The organism is Coleofasciculus sp. C1-SOL-03, assembly GCF_040220555.1.
Taxonomy (GTDB): domain Bacteria; phylum Cyanobacteriota; class Cyanobacteriia; order Cyanobacteriales; family Coleofasciculaceae; genus Coleofasciculus.
In genome coordinates, this window is record NZ_JAVJUO010000057.1 from 1 (window position 1) to 22,970 (window position 22,970).

Below are 22,970 nucleotides of genomic sequence, written 5' to 3' on the forward strand. Positions count from 1 at the left end.
GAATCTTGTTCGGTCAAACTCACTTCTAAAAGCCGAAACGCCCGATTTTTCGTTCTCACTCTTCCTTGTCTACTGGTCTACCTGTCTTCTAAGTCTTACCTCAACCCCAATCTTAAAAAACCTACCCTTATGAGCTGGGGGAGAGGGGTTGAGCTTAAGTTGATACGGATGGGCAATGCCGTGTCCCTACAGGTAGTGCTTCCCCAGCCTCCCCAGCTTCCCCTTAACCCCCCATTGTGTCGATAGGGTAAGAACTCTGCTACAACCAGTTAGGAGTCTAATCATAATCCAAAACAATGCCTGTAACTCGTCAAATCAAAAGTGTTTATACCGATGGAGCCTGTACTGGTAATCCCGGACCCGGTGGCTGGGGTACAGTTGTCTATTTTACCGATGGTTCTGTGCATGAAATTGGGGGGGCTACGGCACAAACTACCAATAACCGTATGGAACTCTTAGCCGCGATTGAAGCCCTGATCCTGCTTCAGAAATCTGGACAAACACAGCCGATTACCCTCTATACCGATAGCGAATACGTCAAGAACGGCATTACCAAGTGGATTAAGGGCTGGAAAAAGAAAGGCTGGAAAACCTCTCAGGGAAAAGCCGTTTTAAATCAAGATTTATGGGAAAAACTGGATGCGGTCAATTCTCCCCTGGTCACTTGGCAATATGTACGGGGACACAGTGGTAATCAAGGCAACGAACGTTGTGATCAAATTGCGACTGCCTTTGCCAAGGGCAAACTTCCCAGACTAACACAACTGGTAGAAGTAAGGAATTCCACCTCTCCCACCTTACCCCAGGAGACACCCGTAACAGGGGTATCAGATGAAAAGACCACTTTTGATGTAGGTTACAAAGATGTACCATCGAGCCTTCCTACATCAGAAAAACCCATGATAGAAATACCCGATTCACCCAACAGTTCCAATGAGGAGTTACCCCGCGAAGTAAGAGTTGCCCAACTAAGCAACTTAATCGAAACCCTACGCATTGCTGATGAAATCGCTGGTGAGGGCTATTTGATTAGTAGTTCCGAACTCGCCGATTTAATGGATATCAATGCCAGTGCCGTCACCAGTCGGGGAGATCATTGGCCCTGGCGCAACTGGATTGTCTCGCGAGTGCGGCGTGAAGGCAATCAGATTCTCTGGCAGTTAGAACGAGTAGACCAATTTAAATCTGCCGATGAAGAGTAATTAGGGATTGGGGAAATGTTGAGTGTGTAGGGGCGGGTTTGGGGACTTTCGTCTCGCCGTTAATGATAACGTTTTGTTCAAAACCCGCCCTGACTACGTTTTGAGTGTTGACCCCTGATTTGTAGGGGTGGGTAATGGAACTTTCTTTATCGCTATTGAGTAATAACGTTTGTTCAAAACCCGCCCTGATCAACTTTTGAATTGATTCCCCATCTGCCTTGTCTTCTCTGCCCCTCTGCCCTTCTGCACCCCCATCTCCCATCTCTAACTGCCATAAATCCGCCCCCGCCACTGTTTCGGTTGTTGCCTAGCTGACAAGAAAATCCGCAGCACAGCTAAGGGATCAGCCAGAGGTGAAAGCCAGAATAGCCAAGCGGCGGGGGAGGAAGATGGAGTGAAATCATAAGAACGAGCGATCGCGCCCACTAATGCCCAGCGCATCACCAATAATCCTAGATTTAACCCTAGGACAGCCATAAGGACGGGTGAACAGATGCCGAGGCTCAAACTCACCAAAACGACGAAAGACACGGGTAGAGGCAATGCCTGGGTACTCAGCAGTAGCCACACATCACTCCAGAGTTGACCCGGACTCGAAGCATCTTTTAAATCGAGCGATCGCCCCCACTCCTGCCAAGTCGCCCAAGCGCCTTCATACATGCGGACTTTCAGCACATTCGCACCATCCAAAAATCCCACCTTAAATCCCTGTTTGGCGGCATACCGCGCTAGGGTGACATCATCACAAAATGAACCCTTGGCACTGCTATACCCATCGAGTTGGCTTAAAACTTGTCGGCGACACAAAAAACACTGCCCATTTGCCATCACCCGTTCAGCGGAATTACTGGTAATCCCTGTTGGACCAAATCGATAGACTAATGTCATTAACAGCGCTGGTTGTAGCCACCATTCCCCCGGATACTTGAGAATAAATCGCGGTGACAGAGATACCAGGTCAAACCCTAAGGTTTCAGCAATATCAATTAATCCCGCCACTAATCCCGGTTGCGGTTGCGTATCCGCATCAATGCCCAAAATCCACTGACTATCGGGACAACTGTGCAAATAGCCCTGATGCAGCGCCCAAGGGCGTCCCACCCAATCCGGTGGCAATGGGTCATCAGTCATCAGCCGAAATCGCGGATCTTGGATTTGGGCATCTTTGACTAACTCCCGTGTGCCATCAGTGGAGTGACTATCCACCACAATAATTTCGCGTACTTCGTAACTTTGTTGACTTAATCCTGTTAGACAAGGATTAAGGCGTTCTCGTTCATTGAGAGTCGGCACCAAAACACTAACTGCCCCCACCTGATCGGGGGTAGGGGACTTGGCTTCTACAGGAGGACGACGTCCTGGACCTTTGAGTAGGCGCGACAGCAGGATTAAAGTAGCGGGAATCTGGATTAGTAACAGGATTAGGGCAACTACCATTCTACGCAGGAGAGCAGGGGAAATTGTGTAGGGGCGGGTTTCACTACTATCTTTTCGGTTGCACCCAGATTTAACTAAACCCGCCCCGACTTCTCGACCAATGACCAATGACCAATGACCAATGACCAATGACCAATGACCAATGACCAATGACCAATGACAAATTACTTAATAGATGCCACAGGTACTTTCGCCTCTGGAGTGCGATCGCGTTGTCCTTGTTCTAGGGTGTTGGGTGTCGGTGTCACTGTTGCCATCTGCCACAATACCACGGCGGGAACAACGCCTAACACGATCCCTAAACCGATAGGAACCCATATTTGGGCACCGATACTCATTACCGCCGCGAAAACAAAGTTGCTCAGGTAAACGGCTAAGGGCAATCCCAATTGGCGTCTAGACAATGCCATTGGCGTTTTCTGCCAAAATAAAGCCGCGACAGCCATAAAGATAGCACCTGTTCCTAACCAGCCCGCAAAATTTTGATAGGGCATCCCAAAAAAGGCACCCGGTTGCTCCCATAACCAGAAAGGGACAGAGGCTTGGCTCATGGCGGGATCAAGTACAAAGTCCCAAGACGTGAGTAAAACAGCACCGATCGCGATCGCACCCAAGTGACGCCACCAACTCAGTGATTGATTCGTCCCCACTCTACTCTCTAACCCCGCACGAGCCAATAGATAAGACACCAATCCTAAATAAAACCAGGATAAGGGAATCGTAAACGGCACAAGACCCGCGATTTTATAGCCTAAGCCACTTAAGTAACCATAGTGTCCAAAGGGAAAACCTGTACTCGTTCCCAGGAGTTCACTGGTCAAGGAAATGACAATAGCAGGAATCATGAACGTCAACCATTGCCACAGTCCCAGAGTTCGGTAGGCATAAATTGCAACGGCTGCTGTTCCTAAAATGATATAGACGACTCCTCCCCCAGCCATTGACCATTGAAATAGGGTTTGTCCCTGTGGCGGTAAGCTCATAATCCATTCGGGGTGAGGCAACACCAGCAGTAGCCCTGCCAGTCCAAATGCCATAGCCCCGATATGACCTATCAACAAAAAGCGCTCAATTTTGATCAGTTGGTTCATGAAAAACTCCTAAAATGGTGAAAACCCCAGACTTGTTCTAGCGGCAAGACGCAGCATTCCGATTCAGATGCGGCAAGGCAATGGTTGTTTGCGAGTATACAAGCAACAATGATTTATAGTTTACAAATGTTTACGAAAAAAGTCCCTAGTGATGATGGGGGAGATGGGGGAGATGGGGGAGATGGGGAAGCAGGGGGAGCAGGGGAAGCAGAGGAAGCAGGGGGAGCAGGGGGAGCAGAGGAAGTTAACTCAAAACTCTACCTTACCTATTGCCTATTGCCTATTGCCTATTGCCCATTGCCTATTGCCTATTCCCTGTTCCCTATTCCCTGTTCCCTGTTCCCTATTCCCTGTTCCCTGTTCCCTGTTCCCTATTCCCTGTTCCCTGTTCCCTATTCCCTATTCCATGTTCCCCATGAACAGACTGGGAAAATCGTTAATATATTGGCAGGACAGTAACCTGAATCTTGTCGCTGTATACTACAGTGCAAAAAACTTGGTCTTGTCTACTGTTGGCTTCCTAGCATCTTTACTCAACATGACTTCACCTGTTCCGGAAAACACGAAGACTGTCATTCGCCCCATTCAATACGGCGATTTGGAGAGAATTGAGCAGCTTACGACTCAAGCCACAGATACGGAGTGTAATAGTTGCTCGTTAACCTTCATTCGCCAACTTCAGCAGCTTCGGCGCTGGTATGGGCTGCTGATGGTTTTGAATTGGTTTCCGAATCCTTGCCAGTATGATTTTTGTTTCTATGTGGCTGAACAATTTCAGCGACTGCGAGGATTAATTAAAGTCTCGCCCTTTAATCGGACTCGCAGTACTTGGCGCGTGGAACAGGTGTTAGTTGCCCCCGATGCCTCTCCTGAACCCGGTAGTAAACCCGCCAAACTCGACATAGGCTCCTCACTCTTGCGTCATTGCTTCGAGACGATCTGGGAAGCCCGCACCTGGTTACTAGAAGTCAATATCCACAATAAAGATACCCTGGCACTGTATCGGCACAATGGATTTCAACCCCTAGCGCAGTTGACATATTGGTCAATTTCTGCTCAAACCTTAGGGAGTTTAGCCGATCGCGAACCCGATTTGCCGAACTTGCTCCCGGTGAGTAATGCGGATGCCCAGCTATTGTATCAACTTGATACAGCATCCATGCCGCCGTTAGTGCGTCAAGTGTTTGATCGTCACATCGAGGATTTTAAAACAGGATTTATGCGATCGCTTGTCTCGACGCTACAACAGTGGTTCAATCGCACTGAAGTGATTAGTGCTTATGTGTTTGAATCCCAGCGGAAAGCAGCAATTGGTTATTTTCAACTCACCCTTTGTCGGGATGGGAGTCGAGCGCACGAAGCCCAACTCACGGTTCACCCTGCCTACACTTGCCTGTATCCCGAGTTATTCTCCCAAATGGCGTGGATTACCCAACAATATCCCGCCCAGTCTTTGCATCTGGCGTCAGCCGACTATCAACCAGAACGAGAAGACTATCTGGAACAGTTAGAAGCCCAGAGAATCGAGCATAGTTTGCTCATGTCTCGTTCAGTCTGGCATAAAATCCGGGAAGCTAAGAAATTAGAAGGGTTACAGTTATCAGAAGTGCTTCAGGGACTCCAGCCAGCCCGTACTCCCATCCCCAGCCGTATCTCCTGGTGGGAATCCCTCTCCAAACAACCTCACGCCGCATCTAAAACCAATGGAACCAATTCCTCGTCAAAAAAAGAGAAGGACATTCAACCTCCAGGTAACTCGAAAAATGCTGAGTAGGGGAGTAAAACCCGCCCGGACATAGGTTTAACTGAAACGATGCAGAAAATCTCAGCCTTGGGTTTAGATGTTGGTAGTAAGCGAATTGGTGTCGCTGGATGCGATGGTACTGGCTTAATTGCTACAGGTTTAACCACAATCAAGCGGACATCCTTTAATCAGGATGTCTCCCAATTCCGAGAACTGGTTGAACAACGCCAGGTTCAAGTTCTGGTTGTGGGATTACCCTATTCAATGAACGGAACACTGGGATTCCAAGCGCGGCGGGTGCAAAACTATGCCCGTCGCTTGAGCGCTGCCCTAGAATTACCCGTAGAATATGTAGATGAGCGGTTAACGTCCTTAGAAGCCGAACAGTTACTTCACGCCGAAAAGCGATCGCCCTCTCGCCATAAAGCTCTGATTGACCGCAAAGCCGCAGCTATTATACTTCAGCAGTGGCTAGATACTCGTCGCTCAAGCCGTGAACCAGAAACCCTATAGCTGGCTTCTCCAAGAGCGAGTACCAGGAATCAGGAAAAATGATATGATCAAAAACTGCTGGATTATACCAACGACTGTTTATCCATGGCTTTAACCCAAGAACGCAAACAAGAAATTATTGACAGCTATCAGATTCACGACACTGATACAGGTTCGGCAGATGTGCAAATTGCCATGCTCAGCGATCGCATTAGTCGCTTGAGTAAGCATCTGCAAGCCAATAAAAAGGATCATGCCTCCCGTCGGGGACTCTTAAAGATGATTGGTCAACGCAAGCGTCTACTCAGTTACGTGCGTCAAGGCGATCCTGAACATTACCAAGCTTTGATTAAACGCTTAGGTATTCGCGGATAAACACTGTTGTAGAGACGTTGCATACAACGTCTGTACCCAATAATGCGTTTTAACCGCTATAACCGACTCAAGCTTATGTCTGATGAACCCTCTCGCAACCCTTTACCCTTTGAGCCGAATCAAAAGCGAAAGAAAAAGTCGAAATCACAAGGGAAACCTGTAGCCAATAACGCTAAGGCAAAATCCCCAGGAAAACCCACAGCCAGTCAAGCTGAAGGGAAACCCAAAAAAACCCAGGCTTCTACTCCTGAGTCCATGACTATCCCGGATCAGGTGAGTAAGCGTATGGTGCGCCGTATGGCGTTACTCTGTGGTATTCCCACAGTATTGGGCATTCTCTCATTTGTAGTCAGCTATCTGCTAGTGGTCAACTGGGAGGTCAATTTACCCAATGTTGCCGTAGTTCTGGTGAGTATGGGATGTTTTGGCTTAGGTGTGTTGGGATTAAGCTATGGTGTTCTTTCAGCATCCTGGGAAGAAGATAGTCCAGGCACCTTACTCGGTTGGCAAGAATTCACAACCAACCTAGGACGACTCACATCAGCATGGCGTGAGGCGAGAGAGGCGAAAAAAAGTTAGCTCTTTTTTCGGTCAAAACCTATCCCTTCCCCAATCACATTGAAAACTTAAACATTAAAACTTATGATTGTCGTCATGAAAGTCGGCTCTCCAGAAGCCGAAATCAACCGCATTAGTCAGGAACTCAGTGAACAGGGTCTAACGCCAGAACCGATTGTGGGTAAACACAAGGTTGTTATTGGTCTAGTCGGTGAAACGGCGGCTTTAGACCCGCTGCAAATTCAGGAAATTAGCCCCTGGATAGAAGAAGTGCTGCGGGTTGAGAAACCCTTTAAACGAGCAAGCCGTGAGTATCGTAACTGGGAAGCTGGCGAGGTGGTGGTATCAACACCCGATGGACCCGTTTACTTTGGGGAACATCATCCAGTGGTGCTGGTAGCCGGTCCCTGTTCGGTAGAAAACGAAGAGATGATTGTGGAAACGGCGCGTCGGGTCAAAGCGGCGGGCGCTAAGTTTTTACGGGGGGGTGCCTATAAGCCTCGGACTTCACCCTATTCCTTCCAAGGACATGGAGAAAGCGCCTTAGGCTTACTCGCCGCCGCACGGGAGGCTTCGGGTTTGGGAATCATTACCGAAGTCATGGATACAGCCGATGTGGAGAAAATTGCCGAGGTAGCCGATGTGCTGCAAGTCGGTGCCCGCAATATGCAGAATTTCTCCCTGTTGAAAAAAGTAGGCGCACAGGATAAACCCGTGTTGTTGAAGCGGGGAATGTCGGCAACCATTGATGAATGGTTAATGGCGGCGGAGTATGTTTTAGCTGGCGGGAATCCTAATGTGATTCTGTGTGAACGGGGTGTCCGGGGGTTTGACCGGAAGTATGCCCGGAATACACTGGATTTATCGGTATTACCTGTCTTGCGATCGCTCACCCATTTACCGATCATGATTGACCCCAGTCATGGTACGGGTTGGTTTGAGTATGTACCCTCAATGGCAAAAGCCGCGATCGCAGCCGGGACGGATTCGTTGATGATTGAGGTACACCCCAATCCAGCTAAAGCGTTATCCGATGGACCCCAATCCCTGACACCGGATCGTTTTGATAGCTTAGTTCAGGAAATGGCAGTGATTGGTAAAGCTGTTGGACGTTGGCACGAACCCGTGATGGCAATGGCGTAATTCTTGGAGAATATCAGTGATATCCTAGGGGTACGGCAATGCCGTGCCCTGGTTATCTGATTCGGCAAGAAGACGTGCCATAGCACATCTGGAACATTGCTTCCCCTCCCTTAACGGGCAATGACATAATAGCGCCAGGGTGCAGGATACCCTTCTATCGTTACTGATAAGTCATCCGGATTCAGAAACTCGCGTAAACTATCGATAGTTGCCCAAGCCGTGCGGCGCTGTTCCTGCACAGACAAGGGTTGGGCAAAGAAACAGTGAATTTGACTAAAGCCAGCCCGTACTAACCAATTCTCCAAACAGGATTGGGTGGGTAAAAACCAAATTCCCCGTGCTTGAGCATAGCGCTTACGGGGAGTCAACGCCACAGGAAGTTCCCCAGGAATTCCCTGACAATCAATAATAATTTCACCTTTTGGTGCTAACGCTTGCCGTAATTTACCCAACAAATTAATCGGATCTCGATGATGGTAAAGAATGCCTAGACAAAAAATTGTATCAAAGAAATTCGGATAAAAATCAATATGCTCAACTCCCAATAACTCAAACGTCAGCATTGGTTGCTGAACAATGTTTTGGATAAGCTGGAAGTTCCAGAAATGCTGAGGAACTGGCTCAAACCCAATCACACACTCTGGTTCCTGATCCGCCATGCGAAACATAAAGTAGCCATTGTGACAGCCAATATCCGCCACTCGGCGATTTTTCAGGGACTGAATATGGGGCAAAATTCGCGCCCATTTCCAGTCAGAACGCCACTCGGCGTCAATGGTAATCCCAAACAGTTCAAAGGGTCCTTTTTTCCAAGGGCAAAAGGCTTGCAGTGAGTGATACAATCGCTGCTGTTGTGCGGTGGTGAGTTCCTCAGCATGACCCACTTTAACCACAGCATCAGAGAAGTCATACCAATCACTGTGGATATCCTGAACCGCCTGCACCGCTTCTCGGTACTGACTCATTTGGGGAGTGAATAATTTAGATTGTCGCTCTTGACGTACCGATAAAATTGCCTCTCGTGCTAAGGTTTCAGGGTAGCGCTCTAGATAATCAGGAGATATATAACCAAACTCAGGATTTATCATTGTGTATTCATTTAAATAAAGCACCATGTACAGAGAATCTCTGTGTCTTACTATTAAAACGTAGAGAAGCTTTTACATGAATAAGGGCGGGTTTTGTTAAACATTTATTGGTGGATATTTGATTTTAGTTCCTAAATCCACCCCTACAATTGTCCCTAAACCCGCCCCTACACTTAATCCGTTTCTTTTTCATAATTGTTACTGGCTATCCAAACTAAAATGCTGAGTACCTGTTCAACTGGAGGAACAGGATAATCCGTCAAATCCACCGTAACGGTACTATCCTCTAATTTGAGAAATCGCCAAGCTGTTCCTGTACTCACACTGCCATAAATCGTGGGAATTACTTGTTGATTCGCCCGGTTAAAACGCTGCGCCGCCACCATTTCTGCCAAACACTGTCCCATCCCTCGCTTAAGGTCTTCTTTTTTCGCTTCCACCACAACCAAAACTGGAGCTTCTACCGCAATTTGTTCGGGTGATTGACTGACCAAAAAGTCACAAGTGCCATTGAGTCCAGCTTCGGAGTCTACATTGAATTCTTCTCCTGAAAAAACACTAATTTTCTTCTCTAATATTTGCTTAACTTCCAACAGAATTGGATTAATAATTGCCTCAGAGCGGGCTTTTTCATTGCCAACCGCGATCGCCCAGGGAATATTGCGCTTCAGGATTTCCTGTAAAAGCGAACTCGGTTGCACTTCGGGCAAAACTGGAAAAAAGCGATCGCCCTCAATCGTCTGTAACCCAAAATCCTGTTTCGCCTTTGACCATGTAAATTCTCGGTAACTCATACAGGCTGCTCTCCTCCTATCCAGATACAATTAATTTATGCGTATAAATCATCTCTTATTTGAGAGCAACCCAGGAAATAAAGTTATGTAATTTAATCAGTGAATCAACGCTCTTAAAGCCACTATCATACAACATTTGCACCTGCTGGGCTTCTGTTAACGGCACTAACACATTCTCTAGCGCCTCCTTTTTACGTTCGATTTCAGTACAGGCATAGCCATTATGCGCTTTAAAGGCTTCGTAGTGTCGGGTGATTGTCTCTTGAAATTGGGGATAGGGTGACTTGACCTTTTCACTTACGAATAGTAAACCTCCTGGAACCAATCCCTCGTAGATACTTCGCAGCAAGAGTTGGCGCACCTGTAGCGGCAAAAATTGCAACGTGTAGTTAATCACAACGACGCTACTATTTTCAAAAGAACAATTTTCTGCCTTGTCACAGATGAATTCAATTTGATGTATTGGCTGAAGTTGAGCTAACTTCTGCCGTGCTTTCTCTAGCATAGGTTGAGAATTATCAATCCCAACCAATGTAGCGTTTTGCTTCAAGAAACGCCCCAGTAATTCCAAAAATGTTCCCGTAGAACAACCCACATCAATAATCCGGGTTCCCGGTTGATAATACTCTCTCGCCCAATGAGCGGCACAGGTTAGCGCCTCTTGATACAGAGGCACGGAACGGGATATCATATTATCGAAAACATTGACCACATCCTGGTTAAAAGCAAATGGTTTGGGCCACACTCCTTTTTCAAAGAGTTCATCTTTTTCAGGACTCAGATAAAGTTTTGTATGATAAAGTTCTGGATCGAGTTGGTCGTAATTCATCAGTCAATTGTCGGGGCGAGTTTAAGAACTGTAGGGGCGGGTTTAGGGACTGTAGGGGCGGGTTTAGGGACTCAATTCAAATATCCACCAATAACGGAACAACAAAACCCGCCCTCCTCACCAATAAATGAACAACAAAACCCGCCCTCCCCACTCGGACGAGTACAGTCTAGGACGGTAGAAGATAGTATAGCATTCGGGCGCGATCGCGCTCCGGCAATGGGAATGGGTAGTGAGCTTGCTGGCTCACACTACGTCAAGGATTTCGCCATTATTGACATGAAGGTTTAAATGCCGAACAGCTAATCACGCTTTTGACTGTTCCCCTAGAAAAAATTACTCATTAACCTCTTCCTTGTTATTATTTTTCATCCAGGCAGTAAAAAGGGTAAGTACATTAACTTTTTTGAGGAACTGTTGACTGAACCGAGTCGCGTTCGTGTAACTTCTTAAACCAATCTCTTAAGTGACTATATTTTAATTGCCAATCTTCATCCAGGCGCAAACTGTAGTAGCCTAGGGAACATAAGCCAGCTACATCGGCGGCTGTCCAGGTTTCATCCCCTAACAAGTAGTTAGACTTAGCCAATTGTTGATCAAAAACTGGCAAAAGGCGATTAATTGACGTTTCTAATCTTGTCCGATAACGAGTATCGGTGAAATTATTTTTCAAATTTAGTATCCATAAATTGATGATAGTATCACCTAAATAATCCGCGAGTTCTTCCCATTTACGACACTCAAGCCGTGTCCGAGGCTCACTGGGATAAAACCTCGGCTGTGGATAGGTTTCGTCTAGATACTCCGCAATTAATGTAGAATCCCAAATCACCGTGCCATCTTCATCGACAAACACAGGGACTTTACCAATAGGAGAAAGATTGATAAATTCTGGGGGCTTATCAAGCAAATTGATTTCTCTTAGTTCGCACTCTATATTTTTCTCAGCTAACAGGATTCGGATTTTCCGAGAAAAGTGGGATTGTTGATGATAATACAATATTCTATTCATTAGATATCTCCCGACATTCCGGTTGGTAATCAATGCGTAACTCCTGTTGATGGGCAATGCCCACCCTACGGTATATCAGGGGTTTCGGCGACTCCAAAATGCACGCTTTTCAGCGCCATTCGGCTTAATAGGGCATTTCCGTCTCTTCCACATCTGCTGGGGCGTCTGTCAATCCCATGCGATCAAGGGCAATGACAACCCCTACAGATACCAATCCTCCTAAAAGTAAACCCATAATCAGGAGAGTAATATAGATGCGCTTCAGAGATTTTTTTGTCGCTTTTATATGCTCTGGCGATAGATTCGGGTCAAGGCTTTCCTGTTCAGTGTCTGGAGATGTCTCATCAGCCCCATCTCGTTGGGGATGGGGAAAGCCGTCATGCTCGAATTCTGGGGGATTTTGATTATTCCACATATCTCTAGTTTGATTATGATTGGCAGAATTCTCATCAGCCTAAAGTTAGACTGATTCTCGGTAACGAGTTTCACAATCCAAAATTTGGAATCAATAACGTTGGGTTTCGTTCCTCAACCCAACCTACTGGACTGACACAGCTAAAATTGTGGAATAGATTTGACGTTTAAACTGGGCGCAAGCCTTGCGCCCCTACAATTCTAATCTACCATTTTAGGTGTGCCACGACACTACACAGTTGACATGTACCCGACTCATACCTAGAGTTCTAACAATTAACCCGTTCTTATAAATATAAACAGTTTGATTAATAGTTCAAGTAAAAGTCTTTAATCAAGCTAATAAATTCAGGGGTATAAACCCGTCGGGTGGCTTCTATCGCGAGAACGTTTTCCTGAGAGGATAATTGATGTTTCCCCAGTTCCAGTACAATCCGTTTGGTTGGACTAGCTAAAGTTGGTTTAACCGAGAGTTTCCTGGGGCAAAAAAACCAAAGGCTTGGGCTTTTTCTTGGAAGATTTGGGCTGACTCAGTGGGATAAATTACAGCTAGCCTACCGTTCTCACCCAAAAGCTGTTCCGCCACTTGTAATAGATCCAATTGCCTCAAAGAATCACTATGTCGTGCTACGGTTCTCGCCTTGTGAGACGCTTTACTGGCATTGTCAAAAAAGGGAGGATTAGACACAATCAGATCGTACCGCTTTGAGCAAGTCGTGGCATACTCTTGCACAGAACCCTGATACACCTGAATGCGATCGCGCCACGGTGATTTCGCCACATTCTCCCGCGCCTGAATGCCAGCCTCTGGGTCAATTTCCACGGCGTCGATGTGCGCCTGCGATCGCTGTGCCAACATTAGCGCCACCAAACCCGTCCCTGTGCCGATATCCAGAATGCTTTGTACATCTGTGATATCCGTCCATGCCCCTAACAGTGTACCATCCGTTCCCACCTTCATCGCACAGCGATCGTGAAAGACGGTGAATTGCTTGAAGCGAAAGTAAGGATTAGACATTGTCCTAGATACTGAAGTGAATACCATCTTTAAATCAGCCAACAAACCGTTTCGTAAAACTTCAGTCAAATTACATCTTCACTGAATCTTCATAAATAGGGATTTAATGTAACTCTTTATTGCTAAATATTACATGCATTTAACTCAGATTTGGCATCTAGAACTCTGAATGTCGAAACCGTGGGATCACCAGTGAATTTTGAAGCAGGGCGGGTTTAGTCAAGTTATCCGTTTTTGCTAAATGTTATCAGTAAAACCCGCCCCTACACGATAACGTTTGACAAATGTACCATTTTAGTATCTACATACCGTTTAACTTCAAAACCGTTCCCCTACCCCCAAATGCACCTGAGAATCCCCCTGATCATTTAAACCAAAATCAACCTGTACTGGACCAAAGGGCGATCGCACTCTCACCCCAACCCCATAACCCAATCCACTCCCTGGCTTATCTCGCACCTCTCCCGGTTCCCCAGTAACGGTATCCCCTGAGCCTAAATCTGTGGCATAATCCGCAAATATCCGACCCCCTAACCAAGTAAACACCGGAAACCGATATTCAGCCGTAGCTTGCAGGTAAGACCGACCTGCACCCACTTCCCCACTCTGATAGCCGCGCACGGAACTCCCCCCGCCGAGGTTAAAGGCTTCATAAGCAGGTAAATCGCCAATTACCGTCCCTCCCTGAAGATTAAACACCAATGTTTGATCGCCAGTCGTGAACCCAAACAACTCCACCGGAACATACTGGGTATAACTTCCACTGAGACGGTTAAAAATAATATCGGCTTCACCCACAGGAACCGACTGATCCATCCCGACTCTGACATTAGTCCCTTGAGTGGGATAATCGGTATCATCGCGATTATCTTGCACCGCCGATAAATTCACCGTCAATAAATCATCTTGACCGCGATCGCTCAAACTCAACGGATTACCAAATTCATCCACAGGTTGCACCTGATCGGTAAACGCCTGATCCCGAATCGACACCCGCTGATAGGATAATCCTACCCCAGCTTGCCAATTCCCTCCCAAAGGACGAAACACTTCCCCACTTCCCCCCAAACGATGCACCCACGGCGTTTCCCCATTGGGCAAATCCACGTCGCGATCGCCACCAATAAATACCTCCGAGGGAGAACGCTGATTAAACACTGCCAAACTATACCCCGTCCGCAACGGATCACCCGCAATCCACGGATCAGTAAAACTCACCTCAAATCCTAGGGTATCTTCGCCCCCTTCCAGTTCTAACGCCAAGTTCTGATTATTTCCCCCCAGATTTTCCTCCTCTAACCGCAACACCCCATAAATCCCTTTTGCCCGACTGGCACTGGGAAAAGCGGTGACATTAAAGGATGAATCCTCGACTACATTCACAATCATGACAATTTGATTGGGTTGATTCGTCTGTTGGAGGCTAAGAGTAGCATCCTCGACACTATCTAACTCCGTTACTCGCTCTAACCCCTGCTGGGCGACCTCTGGGCGATACACGTCTCCAGGTTCCAGGTCAAATTCTCGCGTAATGATATACGGACGAGTGTTTCCGGGAGTGGGTTGACCCGCTTGATCAACAAAGCGAACTTGGATATCCGCGATCGCAACGGGTCTCCTGGAAGGAATAGGATTACGCCTTGGTGATTGAGGAAGCTGAGGCACATCGGGGAGAGTCGTCTGCTTCTGGAACGGTTGCGATCGCCTCTGGCGGTCTGAGGGATTTAATGACTCTTCGACAGGTATCCCCTGATTATCCACAAATGAACCATACTCAACTGGCGAAACTGCGTCTATTTCCTGTCCCTGACTCGATGCCGCCACCACTAATTCGGCACTGGTCAAAGCCAATACTAGGGAAAGCATCAACCACTTGCGCCGCCGTCGGTAGAACCCCATTACCCACCTTACCTCCTACGTGCCAATTCCGGTTTTCCCAACCGATGTTATTAGTATATTGCCAATCGGGGAAGCGCTACTATAAACAAAACTTTTTACTTTAAAATTTATGTTTTAATTTTATAAAGATAATGCCGCTTTAGGGCGGGCAGCAGACGGCGCTGGTCATGCCTATATTGACCTTATTTTTTGGCTGTAGTATGATATATTAATTTTTATGTATCATGCTAATTTAGGAATTTTGTGATCAATTGGCTAACTCTAACACTTGAAAGCATTAATTCTGCGTCATTTTTCTCGCTAGCGTCGGCAAAATTCAAATAATACAACCATACCTCAATGACCTAATTTTCGGAACTTGCTCAGGGGGTAGTTTGACAAAAAACACGTTTAATGCATCTAGGTAGATTGGTGAAAATAAACCCAACACTATAAACTTCTGTATAGCCCTACGGGGATACATTAGGACATTGGTTAGTCCAAGAGGGAACAGGGAACAGGGAACAGTAAAGAATGTCCTAACCTGTCTGAGTACCGCTATAAATAGTCCTTAAACTCTGACAAATGACGAATGACAAATGACGAATGACAAATGACAATCTGCTACGAGGTTGTCGCTTGAGCGATCGCAGGCAGTTTCAACCAAGATGGATAACTCCCCTCTGCCTTAATCTGCTGGATTTGCGCCTCGGAAATCGGTAGATTTAAACGCTCTGCCACCACCCGGACAATATCGCCCCGGTCAATCACCCCGGCGATCGCACCAGCGGGAGATAGGACGGTCAGATGCTTGCGCTGACCAATTTCCAGCGTCTTAATCACCTCAACTAAGGGGGTTTTCTCTTCAACCGTGGCAATTTCCGATAACGGGTGAACTAGACTCTCCAGAGACTCCGTTTCCCAGCGACTGCGTTCGATGGTTTGTAAATCTTGGATCTGAACTAAACCGCGATACCGCCCCTCTGACGCGGCATAATAGGGCATGACCGTTTGCATATCTGCCAGAATATATTCATCGGCAAACGACCGTAAACTCATGGTGGCATCCACGACGCGAAAATCGCGGGTCATGGCATCAGCGGCTTGAAGCTGGAGTAGGGTTTCTTGGAGGATGGTCAGCCGATCATACGCCTCAGCATTACGATACACAAACGAACCAATTAACGCTAACCACAGGACAGTCCAGACTCCGGTCAACAATGCCAGTCCTACAGATAGGGCGATCGCTAACCCACCAATGACTTTTCCCCCTTGTGCCGCCCAACGCACGCCACGCAAGCGACTCCCCGTCAACTTCCAGATTGCCGCTTTCAGGACTTGTCCCCCATCCAGGGGTAATCCGGGAATTAAATTAAACAGGGCTAAGACCAGGTTAATCCGCGCCAGATCCACCGCTACCAGATAGCCCAAGTTTTCTGGGGGTAATGCCTGAGTTAACCCATAAAATAGACCAAACAGGCAGAAGCTAACCAGAGGACCGGCGATCGCGACTTGGAAAGCCTCCCCCGGTGTCTGGGATTCCCGGTCAATCGCCGCCACGCCGCCAAAGATAAACAGGGTAATCGAATTCACCTTAATTCCCTGCGATCGCGCCACTAAACTATGCCCTAGTTCATGCAATAACACCGAGGCAAACAATAATAGCGCCATCACCAACCCCAGACTCCAGGCGGAAATTGACTGAAAACTCGCATCGAAATTTCCCGCCTTCAGGAAGGTGACGAGGGCTAATATAAAAAACCACGACGGGTCAATAAAGAAGGGGATGCCGAATAATGAGCCAATTCGCCAATTTGACTGTATCAAGGGTTTTGTTTCCTGCGATGTTTACCTAAATGATGGGGTTCAATACTTTTAAGATATCAGCTTTTAGATCCCCGGCATCTTGAAAACATCGGGGATCTGATACTAAATTGCAGTTAACAATGGTCGTTTCTCTCTCCCATCTCCCTTAAAGCGCCCCCGCGTTCGTCAGTCCCAAGATCACGCCAGCGCCAATCAGATGACCCAAACTAGCTGTTGCCAACAGTTCGGTGACACCGAAACGCTTGAAAATGGCGGGTTTGGGTAAGGGCAAATCGGGTCCTATACCCGGATTCTGAATCGCGTAGTAACCGACAACAATTGCCACCAGGTTACAGATAATCATTACCAGCCCAACGGTGGGTGTCCATGAGGGGGTTGGAGGTACGGAGGATTGAACTGCCGCGAATAAGCTGATGTTAAGCATTGTATATTCTCCTCATCTTGATAAACACATACAGGTGCAAAAATAATAAAGAATTCTGGCGATAAAATTAACAAAATGTTGTAATATTTAACAATTTGCGGAGAAAACGAGAACGGGACTATCGATGCGGGTAAAAATTTGTGGCATTACCAAACCAGACCAAGGACAAGCGATCGCGCACCAGGGTGCAACCGCCCTAGGATTCGTTTGTGTATCGGCTTCCCCCCGTTACGTCACCCCGACTCAGATTCGGTCGATCATCGATTCGTTGACAATAGCGGTGGATACGATTGGCGTATTTGCCAATGCCTCCGTTGCAGAAATCTGCGCCACGGTTACCCAAGCCAGATTGAACGCGATCCAACTTCATGGAGATGAATCCCCGGAATTTTGCACTCAATTGCGGCAAGGCTTACCTGAGATGGAAGTGATCAAGGCGTTGAGGGTGAAAACACCGGACGATTTACAGGTAGCTGATCGCTATGTCAATTGTGTCGATACCTTGTTACTCGATGCTTACCATCCCCAGATGCTAGGGGGTACGGGTAAGACTCTCAACTGGGAAACGCTAGCTGAATTTCATCCCCCGTTACCCTGGTTTCTGGCTGGCGGCTTAACCCCAGAGAACATTGGCGAAGCCTTGACACGATTGCATCCCGATGGAATTGATCTATCCAGTGGCGTTGAGCGATCGCCCGGAGATAAAGATTTGGATCAGGTGGCGTTATTGTTTGAACAGATAACGGCTAAAATTCTGGCTGATTTGGAAAAAAATCCCCCGACCTAAAAGACGAGGGATTTGTTTAATAACCACCGTGTTATTCGTATTCCCATTAAACCGGAAACGACAAAAATGGGATCGCACTCACCAAGGTTTGTAAATTGTCCGCTAAAGCCGTCGAAAGTTGCTGGGTGATCGGTAAACTATCCACCACGATGCCAGTACATAACAGCATCATGTACAGAATCGAGTACTTAAACAGCCCTCGCGCCAGTTGATTATCGGTTGGGTTTTGTAATAACTGCCATGCTTTTTGCACAAAGATACTCCCCAACACCAGCGCGATCGCACCATACACCACACCCGATACGCCTAAGGGATAAATGAATAACAGCGAGGCGGGGACAACTAACCAGGTGTAAACCCAGATTTGACGAGTTGTGGACTCTTCACCTGCGACTACAGGCAACATGGGAATCCCGACTTTGGCGTAATCCTCGCGAATCATCAAAGCTAACGCCCAGAAATGAGGGGGAGTCCACAAAAAGACGACAGCAAACAGTAACCAGGCGGGTAAACTCAACTCTCCCGTCACCGCCGCCCAACCCACCAGCGCTGGAATTGCACCTGCTGCACCGCCAATCACGATGTTTTGGGGTGTATGGCGTTTGAGTAAATGGGTGTAAATCCCCATGTAGAAGACAATGCCCGACATCGCCAATAATGCGGCGAGAAGATTGGCAAAGACAGCCAATAGGGTAAACGATGCCGAGGCTAAGGCGATCGCGAATAACAAGGCATCACGAGTCTGTATCCGCCCTGCGGGAATTGGACGGCTACGGGTGCGTAGCATCTCATAATCGATATCGCGATCATAAATGCAGTTGAGGACTTGAGCCGAAGCAGCGGCTAAGGTTCCTCCCAGCAGAGTAATGAGTAGCAAAAAGGGATCAACTTGCCCCTCAGCTGCCATCCACATCCCTGCGGCTGTCGTAATCAACAGCAGAGGAATAATGCGAGGTTTTGTGAGTTGGTAGTAGCTCTGGATCACTTGCCGGAAGTTTTCATGTTGACGGGATACAGTTGTCCCAATCATTAAATTCACCAGTTCCTTTTTGTTGAAACACTATGTACAATCATTAACACTTTGACACAATCGCTGCTTTTATGCTGTAGGGGCGGGGGAGATGGGGGAGAGGTGGGGAGAGGTGTAGAGACGTAGCATGCTACGTCTCTACAGTCAGGGCGGGTTTTGAAGCAATGCTAAAGGCTGGAGTGTTCTACCGTTAGCCCAGTGGTGCGATCGCGTAATGCCAAAACGGTAAAGACAACCAAATCTCCCAGTAATGCAGCACCAACGGCTTGATGGGATACGGTTAGGGGTTCCACCTGTAGGTGTAACCAAAACGTCGCCACTCCCAGAAGAATTTGTAAAATTACTAATCCACCCGCCAGATTTGCCAATTGTCGTAACAGGGGATGGAGAGCAGGTGTGCGCCATGCGACAATCACCAAGATTAACGTAGCTAACGTCGCGGGGACGACACCCGCAATGTGACTATTCATCACAGTGCAAAGTTGAGACGCGCCCAAGCATTGATGTAATGCCCACCGGGACGCCACTAAACCCCCCAATAAGCTTTGTAAGTAAACCAGAATAGCTGCGGTCAAACCCAACCACGGTAAGCGTCCTACCGCTCCTGTACCCTTGTAAGGCATCAGGGCAGTACCAATAGTCAGTAAGGTGGAGAAAAACAACAAAGCTGTACCCAAATGAGCCGTCACAATATCAAACCGTAACAGTTCAGTAACGGTTAAGCCACCCAAGACGCCTTGAAACACAATCAAACCCAAGGCAAATGTTGCCGCCCAAGGCAGCCACTTGGGTAAAAAACGGCGATCCCACCAGGATAAACCCATTAAAGCGATTGTACTGACGCCAATTAACGCCGCATCCAGGCGATGGAACCATTCCAAAAAGACTTGAAAATTCATCTGCTGACTGGGCACCCACTGTCCGTAGCACAGGGGCCAATCAGGACAAGCGAGTCCAGCATTCATCACCCGCGTCGCACTCCCTACTGCCATCAACAGCAACGTCGCGATCACGATTTTCCAAACCAGGCGGCGGGTACGATCCCTAGCTTGGGAGCGATCGGGAGATTCAATCCGATGTTGATGAAGGACGGATTCAGTCATGGCATTCCTTCCTAATCCACTTTATCAAATCCTGAGTATCGACTCATGAGCAAGACTCAGGCACAGCTCATTCTCATCGATGAACTACTCACACGATAACGCGCTATTGGTGATTGAGGAGTGTTGAGTGTCAACCCCTGCCTCACCTTAGAATACCTACCTTCCTGTTTAACTGCTCTGCCAATTGAGCTACATTCCCTGATCAAACCCCTCGCCCAAGAGTCGAACTTGGTCACCGTCCTTCGGAGAGACAGGTCTGCATCCCGCAGGCGAGGGAAAGCCCCTCTGGGTGGAATCGAACCACCGCCTCCGACATTCGTAGTGTCAGTGCCAGAATCCACTGGCAGAGGGATGAATCCACCGGGAAGGTACTGCCCCTTCTACCTCTGCGTTATCAGCACAGCGCCTCACTTTTCGGCTTCCGGTGGATAGAGGAAGATGGAGGAATCGAACCCCTACGACATCGCTGCCGTACCACGGTTTTCAAGACCGCTTGCCGTCCATTCAGCGGCATCTTCCATTCAAGGGTGTCTGACGGGACTTGAACCCGCTACTGACTTGTTCCACAAACAAGCGCCGCGACCGCTTTGGCTTCAGACACCATCATGGATCTGGCGGGGGTCGAACCCGCAACCTCCTGTGTGCAAAACAGGCGTTCTCCCATTAGAACTACAGACCCTAAGGGGGTGGACACAATAACAGCTAACGGTGGAGATTGTCATTCGTCATTTGTCATTTGTCCTTTGTAAGGGGTTGACGCAATATCTCTCGCACTGCCATTAAAATCTTTCCCAATTTATTTTTACCACTGCCATCTTTACCGCATCCCCAGTAGTAATCTCTGGGGGCATTCTCGACAATCAACTCATCCCCTGTCGCCAAAAGTATCTCACGGATATCAGCATGAGTTTCAAACTTCTGCAAAACTCCTCGCTTCATAATTTCGTCCTTGACCTGTTCCCAATCGCTCCGGATAGGGTGTTCCCGACTTCTGCCCATCTTGGCAGCGTCTTTAGGCGTTTTCACTTCGCGGATTTTGTCGAACCAAGGACGATCCGTCTCGACAAATTTCTGTGCTTGGAAGTAATGTTCACTCGTCGCCCACCAACAACCATCTAACTCAAAACCATGGCGAGAGAAGTTGGAAAAGCAACCGTAGGGTTTTTCACGGGTGCTGTAGAAGTAGACAGGCATACTATTGTTTAGTAATTTTGTACTATTATAGTTCAATGTCTTGTAATTGTGCGATCGCCCTCGCGTGCAAGTTACCAGAGCGTTGTGATGCGCCTTCTCAGTTACTAGAGGACTCCGCCGATGAGTTATTACACACTCTTTAAAGGATGGCTACCTCTAAGCCAACCTATCGGGTTCTTCGCACTCCTCGTTCTCAAACGCCCACTGTTAATAGAACAGCGTTACTCTTCCTCTCGTACTAAGTATGTAGGCTCTTAGAAGTCAGGGCACGCAAGGCGCGATCGCACAGTCTGTTTAGTCAAAGAAAATAACCTCCTTTTTGAACAGTTTTAAACGCCCCCACCAGGATTTGAACCTGGAACTCTCAGCTTAGAAGGCTGCTGCTCTATCCCTTGAGCTATGGGGGCTTATATTTCGTCCTCTGTCCTTTGTCATTCGGCTGAAAAGCGATTGTGGAATTCGGTGATTATCCTTTTTTGTTGGGTTGAATCAAGGACAGAAAATAACACTTTTTTGAATTGTCCCCAAAACTGACCATTGGGTAATAAAAAAACAGCAAACATTTGGGCAACCATTGAGGGTTCATTCTGAAAAACACCACACCCCCAAGCGCCTAAAACTAGCGCATCACATCCCTGATAAACGGCTAAACTCAAGACTTTAGCACCGCGACTATACAAAACTTCGCCTATTTTTGCACCATCTTTCGGTTGATTTCGCCAAATTGCACCCGCATTCGGAGCAGGACTTGTAATGAAATCGACACAATAGGGTTGCTCTAGTAATGTGCCATCATCGTTACGGAAAATTGGACAACCTGGGGAATAAATGATTCGATCTGAGTAGAGGAGTGATTTATGGGAACGATGATACTCATAGTATTCTGGACATTTTAACAAGCTTTTATAAAGGGCAGAACTTCTAGCTAGACTTTCTTCCTGGGCTTGTGCGCCCTTGATAAAGCCACCGCCAGGGTTTTTAGCTGAAGCAAAGTTGAGGACGCCAATCTTGTGAAACTGTTGAGATTGTGCCATGCGTTCTGATCCGATTAACGTTGTCTCATTTCTGACTTCAAATTCAGTTGTAGAGAATTTAGGAGTGCTGGAGAGAACATTTTGTTCAAGAGTCGAGAGGCTGTCTGGGTCATAGTATTTTGTCTGCACCAAACAAGCGTTTAAATCTTGATTAATATCAACCCGTTGACCCGTCGGAGAGTCGTAATAGCCAGCATCAAGAATCTTGAGTGTATCTTGCGCGATCGCCATCCTGTTCATAAGTAATAATTTATACCTTATACGTCAATTGTAGGGGCGGGTTTAGGGACTCAATTAGATGGTCACCACTAACGGAAAAACAAAACCCGCCCTCACCACTAACGGAAAAACAAAACCAATTGTAGGGGCGGGTTTAGGGACTCAATTAGATGGTCACCACTAACGGAAAAACAAAACCCGCCCTCACCACTAACGGAAAAACAAAACCAATTGTAGGGGCGGGTTTAGGGACTCAATTAGATGGTCACCACTAACG

At 47.4% G+C, this 22,970-nt stretch carries 25 protein-coding genes, 4 tRNA genes and 1 other annotated feature; of the genes, 9 read left to right on the forward strand and 20 right to left on the reverse strand.

Translation table 11 applies throughout. From position 1 onward, the window contains the following. The first annotated feature begins 296 nt into the window (after positions 1 to 296). The gene (rnhA, locus tag RIE73_RS08085; protein ID WP_446400703.1) at positions 297 to 1,202 is read left to right on the forward strand and encodes a ribonuclease HI; all 906 of its coding nucleotides are present in this window, start codon (positions 297 to 299) and stop codon (positions 1,200 to 1,202) included. On the opposite strand, the gene RIE73_RS08090 is transcribed toward rnhA, so the two are convergent. The 3 genes from RIE73_RS08090 to cruF form a co-directional block, all read right to left on the reverse strand. Continuing rightward, complete coding sequence (locus RIE73_RS08090) at positions 1,180 to 1,494, reverse strand: hypothetical protein (RefSeq protein WP_446400704.1); 315 nt, start codon at positions 1,492 to 1,494, stop codon at positions 1,180 to 1,182. The two genes, rnhA and RIE73_RS08090, sit on opposite strands and share 23 nt — an antisense overlap. Continuing rightward, the gene (gene cruG / locus RIE73_RS08095; protein ID WP_446400726.1) at positions 1,467 to 2,639 is read right to left on the reverse strand and encodes a 2'-O-glycosyltransferase CruG; all 1,173 of its coding nucleotides are present in this window, start codon (positions 2,637 to 2,639) and stop codon (positions 1,467 to 1,469) included. Before cruG ends, RIE73_RS08090 begins: the two co-directional genes overlap by 28 nt. A gap of 164 nt (positions 2,640 to 2,803) precedes the next feature. Further along, positions 2,804 to 3,730 (reverse strand): gamma-carotene 1'-hydroxylase CruF, encoded by a 927-nt coding sequence (gene cruF, locus RIE73_RS08100; RefSeq protein ID WP_446400705.1) that lies wholly within the window; start codon positions 3,728 to 3,730, stop codon positions 2,804 to 2,806. A 108-nt stretch (positions 3,731 to 3,838) separates the two neighbouring features. Between cruF and RIE73_RS08105 the strand changes: the two genes are divergently transcribed. From RIE73_RS08105 to aroF, 6 genes are all read left to right on the forward strand, one after another. Then, a complete protein-coding gene (locus tag RIE73_RS08105; RefSeq protein WP_446400706.1) occupies positions 3,839 to 4,189 on the forward strand; it encodes a hypothetical protein in 351 nt (116 codons plus the stop codon). A 79-nt stretch (positions 4,190 to 4,268) separates the two neighbouring features. Then, on the forward strand, positions 4,269 to 5,504 hold the full coding sequence (locus RIE73_RS08110; protein WP_446400707.1) for a GNAT family N-acetyltransferase: 1,236 nt from the start codon (positions 4,269 to 4,271) through the stop codon (positions 5,502 to 5,504). A gap of 39 nt (positions 5,505 to 5,543) precedes the next feature. Next, positions 5,544 to 5,987 (forward strand): Holliday junction resolvase RuvX, encoded by a 444-nt coding sequence (gene ruvX, locus RIE73_RS08115; protein WP_446400708.1) that lies wholly within the window; start codon positions 5,544 to 5,546, stop codon positions 5,985 to 5,987. Positions 5,988 to 6,071: 84 nt separating this feature from the next. Continuing rightward, the gene (gene rpsO / locus RIE73_RS08120; RefSeq protein WP_446400709.1) at positions 6,072 to 6,341 is read left to right on the forward strand and encodes a 30S ribosomal protein S15; all 270 of its coding nucleotides are present in this window, start codon (positions 6,072 to 6,074) and stop codon (positions 6,339 to 6,341) included. A gap of 75 nt (positions 6,342 to 6,416) precedes the next feature. Beyond that, complete coding sequence (locus RIE73_RS08125) at positions 6,417 to 6,920, forward strand: photosystem II biosynthesis protein (RefSeq protein ID WP_446400710.1); 504 nt, start codon at positions 6,417 to 6,419, stop codon at positions 6,918 to 6,920. Positions 6,921 to 6,983: 63 nt separating this feature from the next. Then, on the forward strand, positions 6,984 to 8,042 hold the full coding sequence (aroF, locus tag RIE73_RS08130) for a 3-deoxy-7-phosphoheptulonate synthase (RefSeq protein WP_446400711.1): 1,059 nt from the start codon (positions 6,984 to 6,986) through the stop codon (positions 8,040 to 8,042). A gap of 110 nt (positions 8,043 to 8,152) precedes the next feature. On the opposite strand, the gene cmoB is transcribed toward aroF, so the two are convergent. The 3 genes from cmoB to cmoA form a co-directional block, all read right to left on the reverse strand. Beyond that, a complete protein-coding gene (gene cmoB / locus RIE73_RS08135; RefSeq protein ID WP_446400712.1) occupies positions 8,153 to 9,130 on the reverse strand; it encodes a tRNA 5-methoxyuridine(34)/uridine 5-oxyacetic acid(34) synthase CmoB in 978 nt (325 codons plus the stop codon). A gap of 173 nt (positions 9,131 to 9,303) precedes the next feature. After that, positions 9,304 to 9,924: a hypothetical protein gene (locus RIE73_RS08140; protein WP_446400713.1), complete on the reverse strand. Its 621-nt coding sequence runs from the start codon at positions 9,922 to 9,924 to the stop codon at positions 9,304 to 9,306. A gap of 55 nt (positions 9,925 to 9,979) precedes the next feature. Next, positions 9,980 to 10,753, reverse strand: coding sequence for a carboxy-S-adenosyl-L-methionine synthase CmoA (gene cmoA / locus RIE73_RS08145; RefSeq protein ID WP_446400714.1), 774 nt, complete (start codon positions 10,751 to 10,753; stop codon positions 9,980 to 9,982). Here cmoA and RIE73_RS08150 point away from each other — a divergent pair. Then, positions 10,739 to 11,044, forward strand: a complete 306-nt coding sequence (locus RIE73_RS08150; RefSeq protein WP_446400715.1) for a hypothetical protein — start codon at positions 10,739 to 10,741, stop codon at positions 11,042 to 11,044. The two genes, cmoA and RIE73_RS08150, sit on opposite strands and share 15 nt — an antisense overlap. A 106-nt stretch (positions 11,045 to 11,150) precedes the next feature. Here RIE73_RS08150 and RIE73_RS08155 read toward each other — a convergent pair whose 3' ends face one another. The 6 genes from RIE73_RS08155 to psaK all read right to left on the reverse strand — a co-directional run bounded on the left by RIE73_RS08155 (position 11,151) and on the right by psaK (position 17,326). Beyond that, entirely contained in the window at positions 11,151 to 11,765 is a 615-nt protein-coding gene (locus RIE73_RS08155) for a glutathione S-transferase family protein (protein WP_446400716.1), read from the reverse strand. A gap of 124 nt (positions 11,766 to 11,889) precedes the next feature. Then, positions 11,890 to 12,180 carry a hypothetical protein gene (locus RIE73_RS08160; RefSeq protein WP_446400717.1) on the reverse strand — a complete coding sequence of 97 codons (291 nt, stop codon included), beginning with the start codon at positions 12,178 to 12,180 and terminating at the stop codon, positions 11,890 to 11,892. 450 nt (positions 12,181 to 12,630) lie between these two features. Beyond that, positions 12,631 to 13,197: a tRNA1(Val) (adenine(37)-N6)-methyltransferase gene (locus RIE73_RS08165; RefSeq protein WP_446400718.1), complete on the reverse strand. Its 567-nt coding sequence runs from the start codon at positions 13,195 to 13,197 to the stop codon at positions 12,631 to 12,633. Between the two features lie 318 nt (positions 13,198 to 13,515). Then, a complete protein-coding gene (locus RIE73_RS08170) occupies positions 13,516 to 15,096 on the reverse strand; it encodes a BamA/TamA family outer membrane protein (protein ID WP_446400719.1) in 1,581 nt (526 codons plus the stop codon). Between the two features lie 603 nt (positions 15,097 to 15,699). Further along, entirely contained in the window at positions 15,700 to 16,899 is a 1,200-nt protein-coding gene (locus tag RIE73_RS08175; protein WP_446400727.1) for a site-2 protease family protein, read from the reverse strand. Positions 16,900 to 17,047: 148 nt separating this feature from the next. Further along, positions 17,048 to 17,326: a photosystem I reaction center subunit PsaK gene (gene psaK, locus RIE73_RS08180; RefSeq protein WP_446400720.1), complete on the reverse strand. Its 279-nt coding sequence runs from the start codon at positions 17,324 to 17,326 to the stop codon at positions 17,048 to 17,050. A 124-nt stretch (positions 17,327 to 17,450) separates the two neighbouring features. Here psaK and RIE73_RS08185 point away from each other — a divergent pair, with 124 nt between their 5' ends. Next, on the forward strand, positions 17,451 to 18,113 hold the full coding sequence (locus tag RIE73_RS08185; protein ID WP_446400721.1) for a phosphoribosylanthranilate isomerase: 663 nt from the start codon (positions 17,451 to 17,453) through the stop codon (positions 18,111 to 18,113). A 46-nt stretch (positions 18,114 to 18,159) separates the two neighbouring features. Here the strand turns inward: RIE73_RS08185 and RIE73_RS08190 are convergent, their stop codons facing one another. The 8 genes from RIE73_RS08190 to RIE73_RS08225 form a co-directional block, all read right to left on the reverse strand. After that, positions 18,160 to 19,143, reverse strand: coding sequence for a heme o synthase (locus RIE73_RS08190; RefSeq protein WP_446400722.1), 984 nt, complete (start codon positions 19,141 to 19,143; stop codon positions 18,160 to 18,162). Between the two features lie 167 nt (positions 19,144 to 19,310). Next, complete coding sequence (locus RIE73_RS08195) at positions 19,311 to 20,246, reverse strand: COX15/CtaA family protein (RefSeq protein WP_446400723.1); 936 nt, start codon at positions 20,244 to 20,246, stop codon at positions 19,311 to 19,313. Positions 20,247 to 20,678: 432 nt separating this feature from the next. Then, positions 20,679 to 20,765 (reverse strand) — tRNA-Ser (locus RIE73_RS08200). Between the two features lie 7 nt (positions 20,766 to 20,772). Then, a tRNA-His gene (locus RIE73_RS08205) sits at positions 20,773 to 20,847 on the reverse strand. Positions 20,848 to 20,852: 5 nt separating this feature from the next. Then, a tRNA-Ala gene (locus RIE73_RS08210) sits at positions 20,853 to 20,925 on the reverse strand. A 53-nt stretch (positions 20,926 to 20,978) separates the two neighbouring features. Continuing rightward, entirely contained in the window at positions 20,979 to 21,440 is a 462-nt protein-coding gene (locus RIE73_RS08215; protein WP_446400724.1) for an NADAR family protein, read from the reverse strand. Between the two features lie 107 nt (positions 21,441 to 21,547). Continuing rightward, positions 21,548 to 21,626 (reverse strand) — a sequence feature (23S ribosomal RNA rRNA prediction is too short). Positions 21,627 to 21,774: 148 nt separating this feature from the next. Next, a tRNA-Arg gene (locus RIE73_RS08220) sits at positions 21,775 to 21,847 on the reverse strand. Positions 21,848 to 21,871: 24 nt separating this feature from the next. Beyond that, a complete protein-coding gene (locus tag RIE73_RS08225) occupies positions 21,872 to 22,714 on the reverse strand; it encodes a TIGR02452 family protein (protein WP_446400725.1) in 843 nt (280 codons plus the stop codon). Positions 22,715 to 22,970 lie beyond the last annotated feature (256 nt).